The sequence below is a fragment of the Nostoc sp. CmiVER01 genome, assembly GCF_034531135.2.
Lineage (GTDB): Bacteria > Cyanobacteriota > Cyanobacteriia > Cyanobacteriales > Nostocaceae > Nostoc.
Window position 1 is genome coordinate 69393 of record NZ_JAVRBU020000020.1, and the last position, 15457, is coordinate 84849.

17 protein-coding genes and 1 pseudogene are annotated in these 15457 nt (G+C 40.7%); 12 read left to right on the forward strand and 6 right to left on the reverse strand.

Translation table 11 applies throughout. The annotated features are described in order from the left end of the window. Positions 1 to 250 precede the first annotated feature (250 nt). Together RMZ43_RS29500 and RMZ43_RS29505 are read left to right on the forward strand one after the other, a co-directional pair. Positions 251 to 598 (forward strand): ArsR/SmtB family transcription factor, encoded by a 348-nt coding sequence (locus tag RMZ43_RS29500; RefSeq protein WP_322651065.1) that lies wholly within the window; start codon positions 251 to 253, stop codon positions 596 to 598. Beyond that, on the forward strand, positions 585 to 1082 hold the full coding sequence (locus tag RMZ43_RS29505) for an SRPBCC domain-containing protein (RefSeq protein WP_322651064.1): 498 nt from the start codon (positions 585 to 587) through the stop codon (positions 1080 to 1082). The genes RMZ43_RS29500 and RMZ43_RS29505 overlap by 14 nt, the downstream gene beginning before the upstream one ends. A 300-nt stretch (positions 1083 to 1382) precedes the next feature. On the opposite strand, the gene acnB is transcribed toward RMZ43_RS29505, so the two are convergent. Continuing rightward, complete coding sequence (acnB, locus tag RMZ43_RS29510; protein ID WP_322652770.1) at positions 1383 to 4013, reverse strand: bifunctional aconitate hydratase 2/2-methylisocitrate dehydratase; 2631 nt, start codon at positions 4011 to 4013, stop codon at positions 1383 to 1385. Positions 4014 to 4466: 453 nt separating this feature from the next. Here acnB and RMZ43_RS29515 point away from each other — a divergent pair, with 453 nt between their 5' ends. Then, complete coding sequence (locus RMZ43_RS29515) at positions 4467 to 5177, forward strand: Uma2 family endonuclease (protein ID WP_322652771.1); 711 nt, start codon at positions 4467 to 4469, stop codon at positions 5175 to 5177. A 109-nt stretch (positions 5178 to 5286) separates the two neighbouring features. On the opposite strand, the pseudogene RMZ43_RS29520 reads toward RMZ43_RS29515, so the two are convergent. The 3 genes and pseudogenes from RMZ43_RS29520 to RMZ43_RS29530 form a co-directional block, all read right to left on the reverse strand. Then, positions 5287 to 5523: pseudogene (locus tag RMZ43_RS29520) on the reverse strand (DUF4351 domain-containing protein); the annotation flags it as partial. A 12-nt stretch (positions 5524 to 5535) separates the two neighbouring features. Then, positions 5536 to 6432, reverse strand: a complete 897-nt coding sequence (locus RMZ43_RS29525) for a DUF4351 domain-containing protein (RefSeq protein WP_322652772.1) — start codon at positions 6430 to 6432, stop codon at positions 5536 to 5538. A 226-nt stretch (positions 6433 to 6658) separates the two neighbouring features. Next, the gene (locus RMZ43_RS29530) at positions 6659 to 7057 is read right to left on the reverse strand and encodes a hypothetical protein (RefSeq protein WP_322652773.1); all 399 of its coding nucleotides are present in this window, start codon (positions 7055 to 7057) and stop codon (positions 6659 to 6661) included. A gap of 681 nt (positions 7058 to 7738) precedes the next feature. Between RMZ43_RS29530 and RMZ43_RS29535 the strand changes: the two genes are divergently transcribed. The 4 genes from RMZ43_RS29535 to RMZ43_RS29550 all read left to right on the forward strand — a co-directional run bounded on the left by RMZ43_RS29535 (position 7739) and on the right by RMZ43_RS29550 (position 9140). After that, entirely contained in the window at positions 7739 to 8077 is a 339-nt protein-coding gene (locus RMZ43_RS29535; protein ID WP_322652774.1) for a type II toxin-antitoxin system RelE/ParE family toxin, read from the forward strand. Beyond that, a complete protein-coding gene (locus tag RMZ43_RS29540; RefSeq protein ID WP_322652814.1) occupies positions 8070 to 8363 on the forward strand; it encodes a DNA-binding protein in 294 nt (97 codons plus the stop codon). The genes RMZ43_RS29535 and RMZ43_RS29540 overlap by 8 nt, the downstream gene beginning before the upstream one ends. A 142-nt stretch (positions 8364 to 8505) precedes the next feature. Next, a complete protein-coding gene (locus RMZ43_RS29545; RefSeq protein WP_322652775.1) occupies positions 8506 to 8799 on the forward strand; it encodes a DUF433 domain-containing protein in 294 nt (97 codons plus the stop codon). Then, the gene (locus RMZ43_RS29550; protein WP_322652776.1) at positions 8796 to 9140 is read left to right on the forward strand and encodes a DUF5615 family PIN-like protein; all 345 of its coding nucleotides are present in this window, start codon (positions 8796 to 8798) and stop codon (positions 9138 to 9140) included. The genes RMZ43_RS29545 and RMZ43_RS29550 overlap by 4 nt, the downstream gene beginning before the upstream one ends. 99 nt (positions 9141 to 9239) lie before the next feature. Here the strand turns inward: RMZ43_RS29550 and RMZ43_RS29555 are convergent, their stop codons facing one another. Beyond that, positions 9240 to 10283, reverse strand: coding sequence for a GUN4 domain-containing protein (locus tag RMZ43_RS29555; RefSeq protein ID WP_322652777.1), 1044 nt, complete (start codon positions 10281 to 10283; stop codon positions 9240 to 9242). Between the two features lie 3 nt (positions 10284 to 10286). Further along, positions 10287 to 10778 (reverse strand): hypothetical protein, encoded by a 492-nt coding sequence (locus RMZ43_RS29560; protein ID WP_322652815.1) that lies wholly within the window; start codon positions 10776 to 10778, stop codon positions 10287 to 10289. A gap of 196 nt (positions 10779 to 10974) precedes the next feature. Here RMZ43_RS29560 and RMZ43_RS29565 point away from each other — a divergent pair, with 196 nt between their 5' ends. From RMZ43_RS29565 to RMZ43_RS29585, 5 genes are all read left to right on the forward strand, one after another. Then, on the forward strand, positions 10975 to 11292 hold the full coding sequence (locus RMZ43_RS29565; protein ID WP_322652778.1) for a 2Fe-2S iron-sulfur cluster-binding protein: 318 nt from the start codon (positions 10975 to 10977) through the stop codon (positions 11290 to 11292). Positions 11293 to 11444: 152 nt separating this feature from the next. Next, on the forward strand, positions 11445 to 11624 hold the full coding sequence (locus RMZ43_RS29570; RefSeq protein ID WP_292738060.1) for a hypothetical protein: 180 nt from the start codon (positions 11445 to 11447) through the stop codon (positions 11622 to 11624). Positions 11625 to 11714: 90 nt separating this feature from the next. After that, a complete protein-coding gene (locus RMZ43_RS29575; RefSeq protein WP_322652779.1) occupies positions 11715 to 13349 on the forward strand; it encodes a glycosyltransferase family 39 protein in 1635 nt (544 codons plus the stop codon). A 21-nt stretch (positions 13350 to 13370) separates the two neighbouring features. Then, positions 13371 to 14435 carry a DUF3326 domain-containing protein gene (locus RMZ43_RS29580; protein ID WP_322651054.1) on the forward strand — a complete coding sequence of 355 codons (1065 nt, stop codon included), beginning with the start codon at positions 13371 to 13373 and terminating at the stop codon, positions 14433 to 14435. 81 nt (positions 14436 to 14516) lie between these two features. Beyond that, positions 14517 to 15119, forward strand: a complete 603-nt coding sequence (locus tag RMZ43_RS29585) for a CPBP family intramembrane glutamic endopeptidase (RefSeq protein ID WP_322651053.1) — start codon at positions 14517 to 14519, stop codon at positions 15117 to 15119. Positions 15120 to 15457 lie beyond the last annotated feature (338 nt).

Consider the following 15457-nt stretch of genomic DNA (forward strand, 5'->3'; position numbering starts at 1 on the left):
ACGCATCTAAAAGTATAAGAATCTTTTAATAGCAAGGGTTTTGGCGTTTTTTAATTTAGCCTATTTTTTCGTCAAGATCCTTATCCAGTAGGGGTTTCAGAAATGCCGTGCGATCGCCCTGAATCTGGAGGACTGCAAACTGAGATTCGTTCCATTGCTACTTGCACGCGGATTTCTCTTAAGTGGGGGCTTGACATTCTTCAAGAGTGCATTTAACCTAGTAGTTAATTAACCATTAGGTTAAATAAATATGTCTAACGAACAACTGAGCTTTACCTTTGCTGCCCTAGCCGATCCTACACGGCGTGCAATTCTGGCTCACCTTGCCAAGGGTGAGGCATCGGTGAGTGAGTTAGCAAAGCCTTTTAAGATGAGTCTTCCTGCAATCTCCAAACATATAAAGGTACTAGAGCGTGCCGGACTGATTGTGCGGGGTCGCGAAGCTCAATGGCGACCATGCCAGATTCAAGCACAGCCGCTCAGGGAGGCGGCGGATTGGATTGAGCAATATCGTCAATTGTGGGAACAGAGGCTTGAGAGGCTTGATGATTACCTGCACGAATTACAAACTCAGGAGAAACAAAATGAGCAACATTGAGGATGACACTGATGCTCAATCTCAACGTGAGATCGCGATCGTCCGCATCTTGAAAGCGCCGCGCGAAGTTGTGTTCCAGGCATGGACTGATCCAAAACACATAGCGCAGTGGTGGGGGCCCAAAGGTTTCACAACCCGTGTGATTGAGATGGATGTGCGTCCAGGCGGGAAATGGCGCTACGTGATGACTGGCCCAGACGGCAAGGAGTACCCGGCCAAAGGTGTTTTTCGTGAAATCGTACCCTTTGAGAGGATTGTTACCACTGATGAATTTGATGAAGGCTTTGAAAAAGTCGTAAATGCTGATTTACCAAAGGGAATGGTTGTAACAGCCATTTTCGAGGATTTAGATAGCAATACCAAACTCACGCTCCAAATTATGCATGAGTCTATTGAGGATCGGCGTAAGCATGAACAAATGGGTGTGATCGAAGGGTGGAACTCCACTTTTGACTGCCTAGATGAGTTTTTGGCGAAAGCTTGAGTCTCTCTTACTAGTAGTCTGTCAAGGAAACTTTGCGTTGTGGTCAGCAGAGGAGCGGAGGGGCAGAGGGGCAGGGGGGAAAGACTTACTGCAATTGTTCTCCCCTGCTCCCTTGCTTACCTCCACGTAGCAATTTTGGGTTGGTACACTACTAGGGATGAGGTTTGTATGTTTATCTTCATCAAGCCGAGAAAAAGTTGATGCCTTTGAAAGGCGATCGCCACATGTAGAGACGCGATTGATCGCGTCCTCAAAATATTTAATGTCAAGGTGAGCTAAAAAAGCCCACCTCAATTTAGATTAGACCAACAAAGCCTGCTCCTCTTTAGAAATCATTCTTCCTTCATCCTCAAAACCGACGATTTGATCAAAGTTCAAATACCGATATAAATCATCTGCAAAAGGATGAATTCGACTCGCCACAATATCTAAGTATTCCTGCACTGTCGGCAGCCGTCCCAGCAGCGCACAAACTGCGGCTAATTCTGCTGAACCAAGATACACTCGCGCATCTTTACCCATGCGATTATTAAAGTTGCGGGTAGAGGTAGAAAACACTGTTGTGCCATCAGCAACTCGCGCCTGATTACCCATGCACAAACTGCATCCTGGCATTTCTGTTCTAGCACCCGCAGCCCCAAAAACGCTGTATACACCTTCTTCTTTTAATTGGTGTTCATCCATGCGGGTTGGTGGTGCTATCCACAAGCGAGTTTTCACTTCACCTGCACCTTCCAAAACTTTCGCTGTTGCCCGATAATGACCGATATTTGTCATGCAAGAACCGACGAACACCTCTTGCACTGGATCGTTAGCAACTTCCGATAATAATTTAACATTATCGGGGTCATTGGGAGCAGCAACAATTGGTTCTTTGATTTCGTTTAAATCAATTTCAATTATTTCGGCATACTCTGCATCGGCATCGCCTTCTAATAACACGGGATTTGCTAACCATTCTTCCATTTTTGCCACACGGCGCAGCATGGTACGTGCATCTTGATAGCCCCGTGCTATCATATTTTTCAACAACGCAACGTTAGAACGCAGATATTCCGAAATTGTCTCTACACTCAGCTTAATTGTGCATCCGGCACAAGAACGTTCGGCACTAGCATCGGTGAGTTCAAAGGCTTGTTCAACTTTTAAATCTGGCAAACCTTCTATTTCCAAAATTCGCCCGGAGAAGACGTTTTTCTTGTTCTGCTTCTCTACTGTCAGCAAACCTTTTTGAATTGCTACGTAGGGAATGGCATTCACGACATCGCGCAGGGTGATACCTGGTTGCAATTCACCTTTAAATCTTACTAATACTGATTCTGGCATATCTAAAGGCATGACACCCAAGGCGGCTGCAAAAGCTACTAATCCAGAACCGGCGGGGAAGGAAATACCCAAGGGGAAGCGGGTGTGAGAGTCGCCGCCAGTTCCCACGGTGTCGGGTAGTAGCATCCGGTTTAACCAAGAGTGGATAATACCATCACCGGGACGCAGAGCGACACCGCCACGAGAAGCAAAGAAATCGGGGAGTTCGTGATGGGTTTGGATGTCTACTGGTTTGGGATAAGCTGCTGTGTGACAGAAACTTTGGATCACTAAGTCTGCACTGAAACCAAGACAGGCGAGTTCTTTTAATTCGTCGCGGGTCATGGGGCCTGTGGTATCTTGAGAACCAACGGTGGTGATGATGGGTTCGCAGGATGTGCCGGGACGCACACCAGGTAATCCGCAAGCTTTACCTACCATTTTCTGTGCCAAGCTGTAGCCTTTGCCTGTATCAAAGGCTTGCTGAGGACGGGTAAAGACTGTGCTGTGTTCTAAACCTAGTGCAAGACGGGTTTTATCGGTGAGGGTACGTCCAATAAGTAGGGGGATGCGTCCACCTGCGCGGACTTCATCAAGGATGGTGTCAGGTTTAAGGGCAAAGGTGGAAATAACTTCGCCTGTTTCGTTGGTGATTTCGCCTTTGTAGGGATGGATGGTAATTACCATGCCGGTTTCAAGTTTGGTAACATCGCACTGAATAGGCAAAGCACCGGCATCTTCTGCTGTGTTAAAGAAGATTGGCGCGATCGCACCACCTAAAACATAACCCCCTGCGCGTTTGTTTGGCACAAAAGGTATATCATTTCCCAAATGCCACAATACTGAGTTGATGGCAGATTTCCGCGAGGAACCTGTACCAACTACATCCCCCACGTAAGCTACAGGATGCCCTTTTTTCTTTAGTTCGGCAATGGTTTGTAAACTTCCTGGTTGCCGTGACTCTAACATCACTAAGGCGTGTAAGGGAATATCTGGGCGAGTTGTGGCGCTTTGGGCGGGGGATAAGTCGTCAGTATTGGTTTCGCCAGGAACTTTAAAAACGGTGACAGTAATCGCTTCTGGGACTGTGGGGCGACTGGTAAACCATTCAGCTTCTGCCCAAGAGTCAACCACCCGCTTGGCGAAAGGATTGGTTTTAGACAACTCTAAAACATCGTGGTAAGCGTCATACACCAAAAGGATTTTGCTTAAGGCGTTGGCGGCGTAAGCGGCGATGGGTTCTTTTCCTTGTCCACCCATTACTAGAGGTGTTTCGGAAGAGTCGGAGACGGATACGGTGGGCCATTGCAGCAAATCGATTAAAGCTTGCACATTGTAACCACCTACCATTGTGCCCAGTAATTGCACCGCTTCTATGCGCGAAACCAAGGGACTGGTGATTTCCTTTTTGGCAATCGCAGTGAGAAATCCAGCTTTGACATAAGCTGCTGGATCAACACCAGGAGAAACGCGATCGCGCAATAAATGTAATAATATCTCCTCTTGACCCTTTGGCGGATTTTTCAGTAATTCACATAATTCTGAGGTTTGCTTCGCATCCAATGGTAAAGGGGGAATACCGAGTGCTGCTCTTTCGGCAACGTGTTTACGATATTGTTCTAGCATTTTTATGTTCTCCATTGGGATGTTCTATCTTTAATTATGAAATTTTTCGGCAATCCTTGGCTATAAAAGTTTAGCTTACTTTTATGATGAAAGCCTTACTGGTAATCGGTTATTCGCAACTTTTTTTATACTGAAAGTTTGAAAAGTATGAGACGAATAGAATTCGCTACTACACAAACAAAGTTCACCTCCGTGGACTAAGAGTAAATCAAGGATTTTTAACCCAGATCGGTGGGTTTTGTCTGTATAACGGCGACTTTTAGCCGCTAGGTCTATTAGATTCTAGTTAAATTAAAAGTTTTATTATATCTGTAATATCATATTCAGCTAATCACTTTTAATACAGAGCGATCGCACATAATTATAAATCAGCAAGATTATGATAGTAATTATATCTGTGCATCCATCCGCAGCCCTTCATCTGAATATGTCACCCTTAGCCTCAAGAAAGTCATGTCAGTTGTCCAAGGATTAGAACCAGGAAAAGATGTAATATTTCCGGCAGGAGATATCTACAGTGACGAACCACCATTGGAAAGCGATTTACATCTACGCCAAATTATTCTGTTATTACAATGCTTAGAATTGTGGTGGCAAAATCGCAATGACTTTTATGCGGCGGGAAATTTGACAATTTACTACAGCCAACGTCAGCTTAAATCTGAAGAATTTCGTGGCCCAGACTTTTTTGTGGTGCTAGGATGCGAAAAAAAACCGCGCAAAAGTTGGGTGGTTTGGCAAGAAGATGGTAAATATCCGAATATCATTGTCGAGTTGCTTTCGCCTTCTACAAAAGTCACAGACAAAGGCTTAAAAAAACAAATCTACCAAGATACCTTTCGCACACCAGAGTATTTTTGGTTTGACCAAGATAACTTAGAATTTGTAGGGTTTCATTTAGTAGACGGGAATTACCAACTAATAGAAGCGAACCCCCAAGGTTGGTTATGGAGTCAGCAGTTAGATTTATACATAGGCGTGCAGGACAATCAATTACGTTATTTTACAGCCCAAGGGCAGTTAGTGCCGACACCGCAAGAATTAGCAGAACAAGAAAAGCATCGTGCGGACGAAGAAAGACAGCGTGCTGAACAGGAGAAGCAACGCGCTGAACGCCTAGTCGCTAAGTTGCGAGAATTAAATATTGACCCTGATAATCTATAAGGATAATTTGCAATACTCGCTAAAGGCGAGAAGCAAGCGGCAATTCTTGGAGACGCTAAAAGCGAACGCCCCGCTACGCTAACGCAATTAAAGCTTACGAGTCTTGATTTTATTGTTGGTTCAACCAAGTTTCTAAATCAGCAACATCAGAGAAGTCTAGTAATGCCTCTCCTAAATTCTCTAATTGTTCAATCGATAATCCTTTAATTCGTTCCATTAATGACGTATCAATCTCACCAATACGGCGATTGAGTTGACGTATAACTAGACGTTGCTCTCCTGACTGTACAGCTTATTCTCTGTCTCTTTGATAAAGTGGCTCTAATCGCATAATTAACTCTTTATCAATCGAAATGAATTAGATTAATTCTTGATTTAACCAAGTTTCTAAATCAGCAACATTAGAAAAATCTAGCAATGCTTCTCCTAAATTCTCTAATTGTTCAATCGATAAACCTTGAACTCGCTCGATTAATGATGCATCAATCTCACCAATACGGCGATTGAGTTGACGTATAACTAAACGTTGTTCTCCTTGTTTATTTCCTTCTTGTACAGCTTGTTCTCTGTTTCTTTGATAAAGTGGTTCTAATCGCATAATTAACTCCCTATCATCTGCTTCTAATTCTTGGTTTACTATCAAGTTTTCACGCAAGTTGTAAACTAATTCGAGAGTTGCTTTTTGGTATGGATGATCTAATGGTAACGCTTGCAACTCGATAATCGCTTGTGACTGCACATTTCCCCTACCTAAAAGCCTTAACCATAATGTCTCTGGTGTTTGTGGTAGTTGGTGTATTGCTACAATTGCTGTTCGCAAAGCATCTGGGAGAAAATGTACTCCCGATAACCAACCTGCTTTTTGTATAGTTCCAAAGCTAGACAATCTAGTTTCAGATATGGTAGGTGTAAAAACCCACAATTTGGGAATTTCTAAATCCTGAAGTTTGGTTTTGTTGGCTTTAGCTTCTCGTCGCAGGAGAGCCTTGATTTCTAATAATTTTAAAATACAGTCGCAGATTTCATCGGTAGAAGCTGGATTGCGGTAGAGTTCTATAATTGCACGCTGTTCGGCAAATCTTCCAAGCATTCCCAGTATTTGTATATTAGAGCTTTGCTGTTTAGTAGGAGTGAATAAAACATCTATTTCTTTAATTTCTCCTGATACTTTTTCTGATGCCTTGACTTCACCGTAGTCTTTTAATAATTCTTCTAGATAGTCTTTGGCGAATTTATCATGGATAAAACGGGTCATTCAATTTGAAGATTTCGGAAGTTCTGGGTTAATGCAAAGTCTTATTATATAGCAGTCTTGAATCATTTGTGATGAAATAGATCCCCGACTTCTTTGAGGAGTCAGGGATCTGCTGGACACCTTTAATTTTCACAGATACTATTCTAAAAAAGTTAAAAGCAGATTCTATAAGCCTTTTGACTTTTGACTTTTGACTTTTGACTTACCCAAAGGGGCTGATTTACCGTTAGGGCGTGGCGGTTATTGCATTTTCATCTGATGTATCTATGTTAAATTTTAAGCGTGTCAATCTGCTTTTACGGACACGTTCGCTGTCTCTAACGCCGCCTGCAAGTTCATATTCATTGCTGTTTTTGCCGTACTTGAAACCAACCCCCATCAGCATTTTGTCTGAAACCTGACTTAAGTTTTTTTCCATCTCATCCAGCTTTTTTCTAGAAGAGTCAATCATAGCGATCGCAGCGTTATAATCATCAAGCATATTGTGGAAATTGTCTATTAAATGAGTCAGATTTTGCAAGTTGTGAGTATCATCAAAATTGATTTTTGGATCGATTGCTTTCAGCCCAGCAACTCTAAACTCAGCTTTTTCTAAAATCCGAGAACTACGTTTTATTCTAGTCATAATTTTACGCTTTTAATAGCTTTACACGGCTATTGTGTCTCAATTAACCTGATTTATGGTTAAGCAAAAAGCGCATTTTTTTTAGAAAAGGTTTTTATTTATGTCCGTGATTTCTCGGAATTTAATCATCAAAGGTTGATTTTCAGTCAAGCATTGCTCATTGGTGTCCAAATAAACAAAGGTAGCTTAACTGTTAGCTGACTCACCCGCCTGGAAATAAACTTCCAGGCTAATAGCTAAAGTCTACTCAAGTAGACTAAAGATTTTTCGGGTTATTTAGTCATCTTTAGATGACTTGAGCTATTAGCAAGGAACTTCAGTTCCTTGCGGGACATGGTTTTTACGTTAAGTTGACACCTATGAGCATTGCTATGCTTCTACAAATGGTCTGTATTCTATGTCAACAGCGATCGCTCTAACCTTAAGCCTTAATGTTGTAATCTTAAGCCTTAATGTTCTAACTCTAAGCCTTAATGTTGTAACCTTAAGCCTTAATGTTATAACCTAAAGCCTTAATGTTGTAACCTTAAGGCTTTATGTTCTAGCTCTAAGCCTTAATGCTGTAACCTTAAGAGTCAACCTTATAACATTGATGACCAAAGTTTGTTGGTGAGTGCAATCATCGCTACATAGTGTATATTGTTGATTTACAGCGATCGCAGAGTTGGAAAAAATTTCACGATGGAAGTTTCACCAAAGGAGATCAGAAGTTATTTAAGCGTTAATGGTATAAATCCTTTCTCTGAGTGGTTTGACTCTTTGCGCGATATAAGAGCAAAAGCTAAAATTAGAGCTAGGCTTGACCGAGTAGAAGCAGGTAATTTAGGTGATTGCAAATCAGTTGGTGATGGAGTTTTTGAACTGAGAATAGACTACGGTTCTGGCTATCGCATATACTTTGGACAGCAAGGCTCAACAGTTATTATTCTTTTGTGTGGTGGTGATAAAAGCACTCAAGATAAAGATATTGCTAAAGCCAAGGAATATTGGGAAGATTACAGGAGTAGAGATGATGCCTAGAAGTACAAGTTATCATGAAAAACTGATTCAAGACTTAAAAAATCCACTAGAAGCAGCAGCTTATATCGAAGTTGTTTTAGAAGAAGGCGACCCGAAAATGTTGAGTAAGGCGCTGAAAAATGTTATAGAAGCGTATGGTGGGGTTGACCTACTTTCTGCACAAGTCAAAGAACTCTACGATAAACTTGACCAGATGCTATCAGATAAAGGCGAAATTGAGTTTTACAGTCTAAATTCTTTGTTGGATGCTTTAGGGCTACATTTGGCAGTAACAGTAAAGCAATAATTCAAGTTTTTTTATTATTGAATAATAGCGATCGCTCTTCAGGTTGACAATTATAAAATGCGTAGGTGTAACTCGCCGTATGCATCGCATTCAATCCAGTCTATGATAGATTAACAGAGATACTGCCAAAAATCTCAATAGTATGACAACTACTACAAACTCTCGCTATGTTACCCGACAGCCTGATATTTTATCAGGTGAACCGATTATTAAGGAAACTAGAACGCCTGTGAGAGCAATTGTTGAAAATTGGCGTTTAGGTATTAGACCAGAAGAAATCCCGATACATTTGCCTCATTTAACTTTAGCCCAAGTCTTTGATGCTTTGAGTTTTTACTTAGATAATCAAGCAGAAATCAATGAATATATCGAGCGGAATCATGTCCCTGATGAACTAGTCCATCCAGCTATTAAAGCTAGATTAAATCAAAAATGACGATTTTTGCTCAAGTTTATATTGATGAAGATGTAGATGTTATTGTGGCTACTTTACTCTTAGCAAGAGGTTTTGATGCAACAACAGCCAGAGAACAGCAAATGTTAGGAGAACCAGATCAAAAACAATTAGCTTTTGCTGCATCTATTGGGCATCGTATATTAACACATAATCGACTTGATTTTGAGGAATTACACACAAGTTATGTAGTTAATAGTCAATTTCATGCAAGAGTTTTGATTGCTAAACGTAGAAATGCCTATGAAATTGCCGAAAGAGTTGCTATTCTTCTTGATACTTTGACAGCAGACGAAATTGCTCATCAATTATTGTATATTTAGCGCAACCACAGTGCCAGGTATCGAAATTATGAAATGTTGATTCTACGGTGCATTGGGGGTTTTTAATAAATCTTTATAAATATCTGAAAGCCTTAAATGTTACAGTTTACAAGTATCGATGCGAGAGAAGAGACGCGCCCCAGCCTCCCAACCACCACCAAAAAAGTTGGAGAAAGCATCGAATCCCAAATCCAAAATTAAACCGGGGAGGTGTGCCTTAGGAAACGCTGTATCAAAATTTACGTCTTCGTACTTTATCCAATTACTTTTCACTCTCCATCCTACGCGATCGCCAAATCTTTCCCAGGCTGCTTCATGATAATTGCCGTCAGCTTTACCGCCAACGCTCAAGTAAATTTCCTTCTGGACGCTGAATCCAAAGTGTCCATTGCTGTATTTTACCCATAAGCCGTCAATTGTGCGTAAGTCAGTGCAAGGAAATTCTAAGAGTTCGTCTGAGGTAAATAAGCCTTCCTTACTTTTAGGTATAGCCTGAATCATCACCCGATAAGTTTCTTTGTCGGCTTCTTTCCAGTTTTTTGCTACTAGTAAGTCGCGTAGTTTGGTATAGTCAATGCCTTTTTCTGATTTAAGTACGTTAAGACTCCAAATCCCTCCACCCACAACTGACGTTACTAAGCCTAAAATTCCCCAACCCACCCATTTTAAAAATTGTCTTCTGCCTGAAGGTTTTTGAGGCAGTTGAGATAAATTGATGGGTTGTGTTTTTGGCTTTTGTCCAGTAATACCCCAAATCAACTGTTCCATTGGATCGGGATTTTGTAGCCGAAAATCTACCCAATGAAAGCCTTTTAAGAATCTCGGAACTGTATTTATAAGTTTATCAGGGCATCCAGGAAGAATAACTAAGCCTATGCGAAGCTTATGATTCTTCGCAAACTCAACAAGAAACTCTTTCATTTCGATATCTGCCCACGGCCCTACACCAGAGGAACCGATAAATACAGCTACAGCTTTGACTTGAGGAATAATTTCTTCAAGTTGGTCTTGCCAATGTCGAAATGGCTCAAAGTCATACTTATCTAACCAAGCATCTATTCCTTCTTGTAATAACAGCGCTCTAATTTTTTCTACCTCTGCTTTTTCTTTGCTATTGTGGCAAAGGAAAACATCCTTTGGCATTTATCACTCCTCCACGCCTGCAATTTTTGCCAATGCCTTGGCGTAATCTTCCAACCCACCGCGCAAAACTTCCAACTCACTTCGCAACTTGGGTTCCTCCGACCAACTCTGCTCATGTTCCTTGGGACTCACCCCCACAGGTCGTCTAGCTTCCCACGCTTGCAACAACGGATGCCATTTAGCCAAAAACGGCCTTAACCCATTATTTAACACAGCGATCGCAATTCCCCCCACTGAATCACGAGCAGCACCCACATCTGGCCCGGCGGCTTTGAGAACTTCGCGGGTAGTACCAAATAAACTATAAAGAGAATTCATCGCTTCTCGTACCAAACCCTGGTCAACCTCCAAAGGTTGTACAGCAATGCGCGTCACCAATTCCACATACAGCGACCAAGCCGCTTTCTTTTGTGTGGTGTCAACTTTCCAAGACATCGAACCAATGCCAAAAGGCAGACTTACAGATACAGTCTCTAAAGAAACGCGATCGCGCATATTATTTATAATAAGCAAATTTAACTAATTTATTTGTGTATTGTATAGTAAATAATGTTACTCATCTATAACTTATTCAGAATTACTTGCTATAATTCTCACTATTTAACCTAAATTTTTATAGTAACATCTGGATATTTTTAACTAATTCAGATAAACTAATACATTTGTCCGTTGCATCACGCTTCTTTTGTATATGCCCAAAACTTACACCGTAGAAATTGATCACCAAGGCAAAATTCATACCTTGCAAGTTCCTGAAAATGAAACGATATTATCAGTTGCCGATGCTGCTGGTTTGGAACTGCCGAGTTCTTGTAATGCAGGTGTTTGCACAACTTGCGCCGGACAAATAAGCCAGGGAACTGTAGATCAAACTGATGGTATGGGCGTTAGTCCAGATTTGCAAAAGCAAGGTTACGTATTGCTTTGTATTGCCAAACCCCTTTCTGATTTGAAAATTCAGACGGAAAAAGAAGATATACTTTATCAGCTACAATTTGGTAAAGATTAATTAATCAGCGAACAGTTATCAGTATATCGGATAATTATATCATGACTGAATAACTGTTCACTAAGATTATCAAATCTAATAAGTTACACAAGCATCTCATTGCAAGTAATATCAGCTATTCTAGAAATTACAAATCAACAGGATTTACCAAAATGACGACTCATTTTATTACCGCAGAAATTGATTTACAAGAAACTCCCGCAGAGTTATTAGAAGTAATTGAAACAGAGTTAAAGAAACAAGGTGAACCTCTGCGTTGGGCAGTTACTTCTGTAGATACTGACGAACAAAAAGCTACAGTTGAAGCTGTGGTGACTAAAGTCGGTAGTTAAGAGTCATTCAATTTTAGATTTTGGATTTTGGATTTTAGATTGAAGGAACAATCTAAAATTCAAAATTGCCACAGTTAAAAGTTTAATTGATTGACCATAAAAGAGGAGGTTTCCTTGCGTTTTTTCCTCTATATTGTGCTGGTGTTGGGCATATTTTTCCGTTTTACTCACCTTGACCATAAAGTATACTGGTATGATGAAGCCATAACATCTCTGCGAGCTTCAGGTTATACTCAAGAAGAAGTTGCTCAACACTTTTTTGAAAAGTCAATAGTTAGTGTAACAGAACTTCAGAAATATCAGCGTCCTGATGGAACAAGAAGCGTTATTGATGTAGCCAAAAGCCTAGCCAAGGAAGATCCGCAGCATCCGCCTTTATACTACAGTTTGGCAAATTTTTGGTTTCAGAGTATTGGTAGTTCAGTAGCCTTAGCTAGGTTGTTACCTGCACTTCTTAGTCTGTTAGTATTCCCATGCACTTATTGGCTGTGTCAAGAGCTATTTGTTGAAACAGGTGTTTTCATTTCAAACTTGCCTACATGGTTAACGATAGCGCTAATTGCTGTCTCGCCATTTCATGTACTTTACTCTCAAGAATCAAGACAATACAGTCTATGGACTGTAACTACTTTACTTTCAACCGCAGCTTTACTATCAGCAATACGACTAAAAACTAGAATTAGCTGGGGTATTTATGCACTTACTGTAATACTAAATCTTTATACATTTCTCCTGGGTGGATTGGTGGCGATCGCTCATGGTCTTTATGTCATGATTATCTATGGGTTCCGCCATCGAAATATTCTTAAAAGTTACCTTGTCGCATCTCTGCTAGGTTTTATCATTTTTCTTCCTTGGGCTTGGGTTGTCATTATTAATCAATCTCAAGCGAAGAATGGTCTGAATTGGGCGGTGATTTACACTCTTAAAAACTCAGAACTAAGGGATATTTGGATTCAGCACCTTGGTCGGCTCTTTTTTTATCTTAATCAAGAACCTTGGGATTTTTGTGTGCATCAAGTGTTGTTACTCTTAATCCTATATGCTTTTTATTGCCTCTGTCGTCAAACACCCATATCAGTTTGGTTATTGATTATCCTTCTGGCTGGCGTTAGCACACTGCCTTTAATAATACCAGATTTGATTTTCGGAGGAATGCGTTCCACACAAGCACGATACATAATTCCTAGTTTATTAGGAGTGCAACTAGCTATTGCCTACTTACTAGGAATAAATTTAGTTAATCCTTCGTTAAAATCTTGGCATCAAAAATTTTGGCAATTATTCTTAGTTACCCTAGTTTCGGGAAGTATCTTGTCCTGTGGTGTCAGTGCTAAAGCAACAGTTTGGTATAACAAAGAGCATAATGGGGAAAATATTGCTATTGCAAAAATTGTTAATCAGACAACTAATCCTCTTTTAATTAGCGATGCAGTAATAGGTCATATTTTATCTTTAAGCTATTCACTTAACCCAAATGTACAAGTTCTCCTTCGACCTTCCAAGACATTTAAAGTTTATCTGCGACCAGCAGAAGAATTAGAACGCTTTAGTGATGTTTTTTTATACCGCTATAATCCTAATAAAGTCTGGCTTAAGGAATTAGCAAAACAGCAAAATTATAAATTTGAACCTCTTGTAGCTGGATTTGCTGAATTCGCAAAAGACCGACCTGTGCTTTGGAGAGTTACTCCTATCTTCAGAAAATTAAAGCAGCAAAGCTAGTACCGCTATGCAAAAGTCAATATGCAACGTCCATACACCGCTATATTAATCGTACCAACTGGGGTTGGGGCTGCTATTGGCGGTTATGCAGGAGATGCTTTACCTGTTGCCAAAGTTATAGCACAGGTTTGCGATCGCCTAATTACTCACCCCAATGTCTTGAATGGCGCAAGTTTATACTGGAATCTTCCAAATGCTTTCTATGTTGAAGGTTACGGGCTTGACAAATTCGCTTCTGGATGTTGGGGTTTGCGTCCAGTTCGCAGCAACAAGGTAGGTTTGCTTTTAGACCAAGCTATTGAGCCAGAGTTACGGCTACGGCATATACAAGCAGCAGATGCAGTCAGAGCTACTCTGGGATTAACTTTAACAGATTATGTAATTACAGATGCACCATTAAATGTAGAATTGCGGACTACAGCATCAGGAGCGAGTTGGGGAACAATTGGCAACCCAGATAGTTTATTACGAGCAGCTGAGATTTTAATAAAAAAAGCAGGGGCAGAAGCGATCGCAGTTGTAGCCCGTTTCCCTGATGATATGGATGAGGAAGCAGTACAAAAATATCGCCAGGGTGAAGGCGTTGATTCTTTAGCGGGTGCAGAAGCCGTAATTAGCCATTTGCTAGTGCGAACCTTTGAAATTCCTTGCGCCCATTCTCCCGCCCTTTTAAGCGAACCTCCGCAACCTGATTTATCTCCCCGTTCCGCCGCCGAAGAATTGGGCTATACCTTTTTGCCGTGCGTCCTTGTAGGATTAAGCCGTGCCCCACAATTTATAATAGAGAGAGGAGCGATCGGATTGCAGCAAGAAGATATTTGGGTAGATGAAGTAGATGTTGCGATCGTACCTGCAAATGCTTGTGGTAGCAGTGCCTTACTAAGTTTAAGCCAAAGACGATGCCAAATAATTACAGTAGAAGAAAATAAAACTCTAATAAAAGTTCCTCCTCAACCGTTGGGGATCAAATTTATACAGGTAAACTCATATTTAGAAGCAGTGGGTGTATTAGTCGCACACAAAGCAGGTATTAATCCCTCCGCTCTCCGTCCCAACTTATTACCTTTGGAGTCAATTAGTCATTAGTCATTTGTCATTAGTTTATTCCCGCCTGCCTCCCTTGCCTCCCCTGCCCAATGCCCAATGCCCCTTAAAAATTAAAAACCCGTGATTGAACAACAAAAGCAAAAGCCAGAAATTCCATACCTGACGCGCATCCAAATACTTGGGGCGATGGGAGCGACTGCAATCATTTTGTTGATAGTCGCCAAACTCTCGTTATACCTTGGCAACTTTTCCATATTTTCTTGGGACTTGAACCAAAGAGAGTTGCTGTTGGGTGTAGGGTTAGGATTGGTCATCACCGCATTAAGTGGCATAGCTTATCGCGTTTGGATTGCTTATCGTAAAAGTGCAGATTATTATCTAGAAATGGTACTAAGACCCTTAACCTTACCAGACTTAATTTGGCTGGGGTTACTACCAGGGTTGAGTGAAGAATTATTATTTAGAGGTGTAATGCTGCCAGCTTTAGGCTTAGATCATCTAGCTGTCATTGTATCTAGTCTTTGCTTTGGCATCTTGCATTTTAGTGGTTCCCAACAATGGCCTTATGTGATTTGGGCAACAATTGTCGGGATGATATTTGCATATAGTGCCCTGCTTACTGGCAACTTATTAGTGCCGATTGTCGCTCACATTATTACCAATTGGATTTCTAGCTATTTCTGGAAAATGTCGCAATTACGGCAATTAAAAAATAAATATTGAGCTTCTAGAAATTACTGCCAAGGCGTAGCCCAAGCCAAGCATTGATAACTACGAAAGAAGTTGTGTTAATTACAGCTTGAGCATTTATAATCGCAGAAGAAGCTGTATTAACTACAGGTTGAGCATTTATAAACAATGCTTAAGTTGTATTAACTCAATTTTCAATTTTACTTATAGCATTATGAGCAATTGTAACTACAGCTTCAATCTTTTATAAGTTATAATTAAGTTATATTAAATATAAATTCAGATTTGATTATATATTATAATTTTTTTGTTAAGCGTGTTTGTGTGTTCGCAGGTACACAGGTTTTTAGTCAAGTAGACTACAATAAATA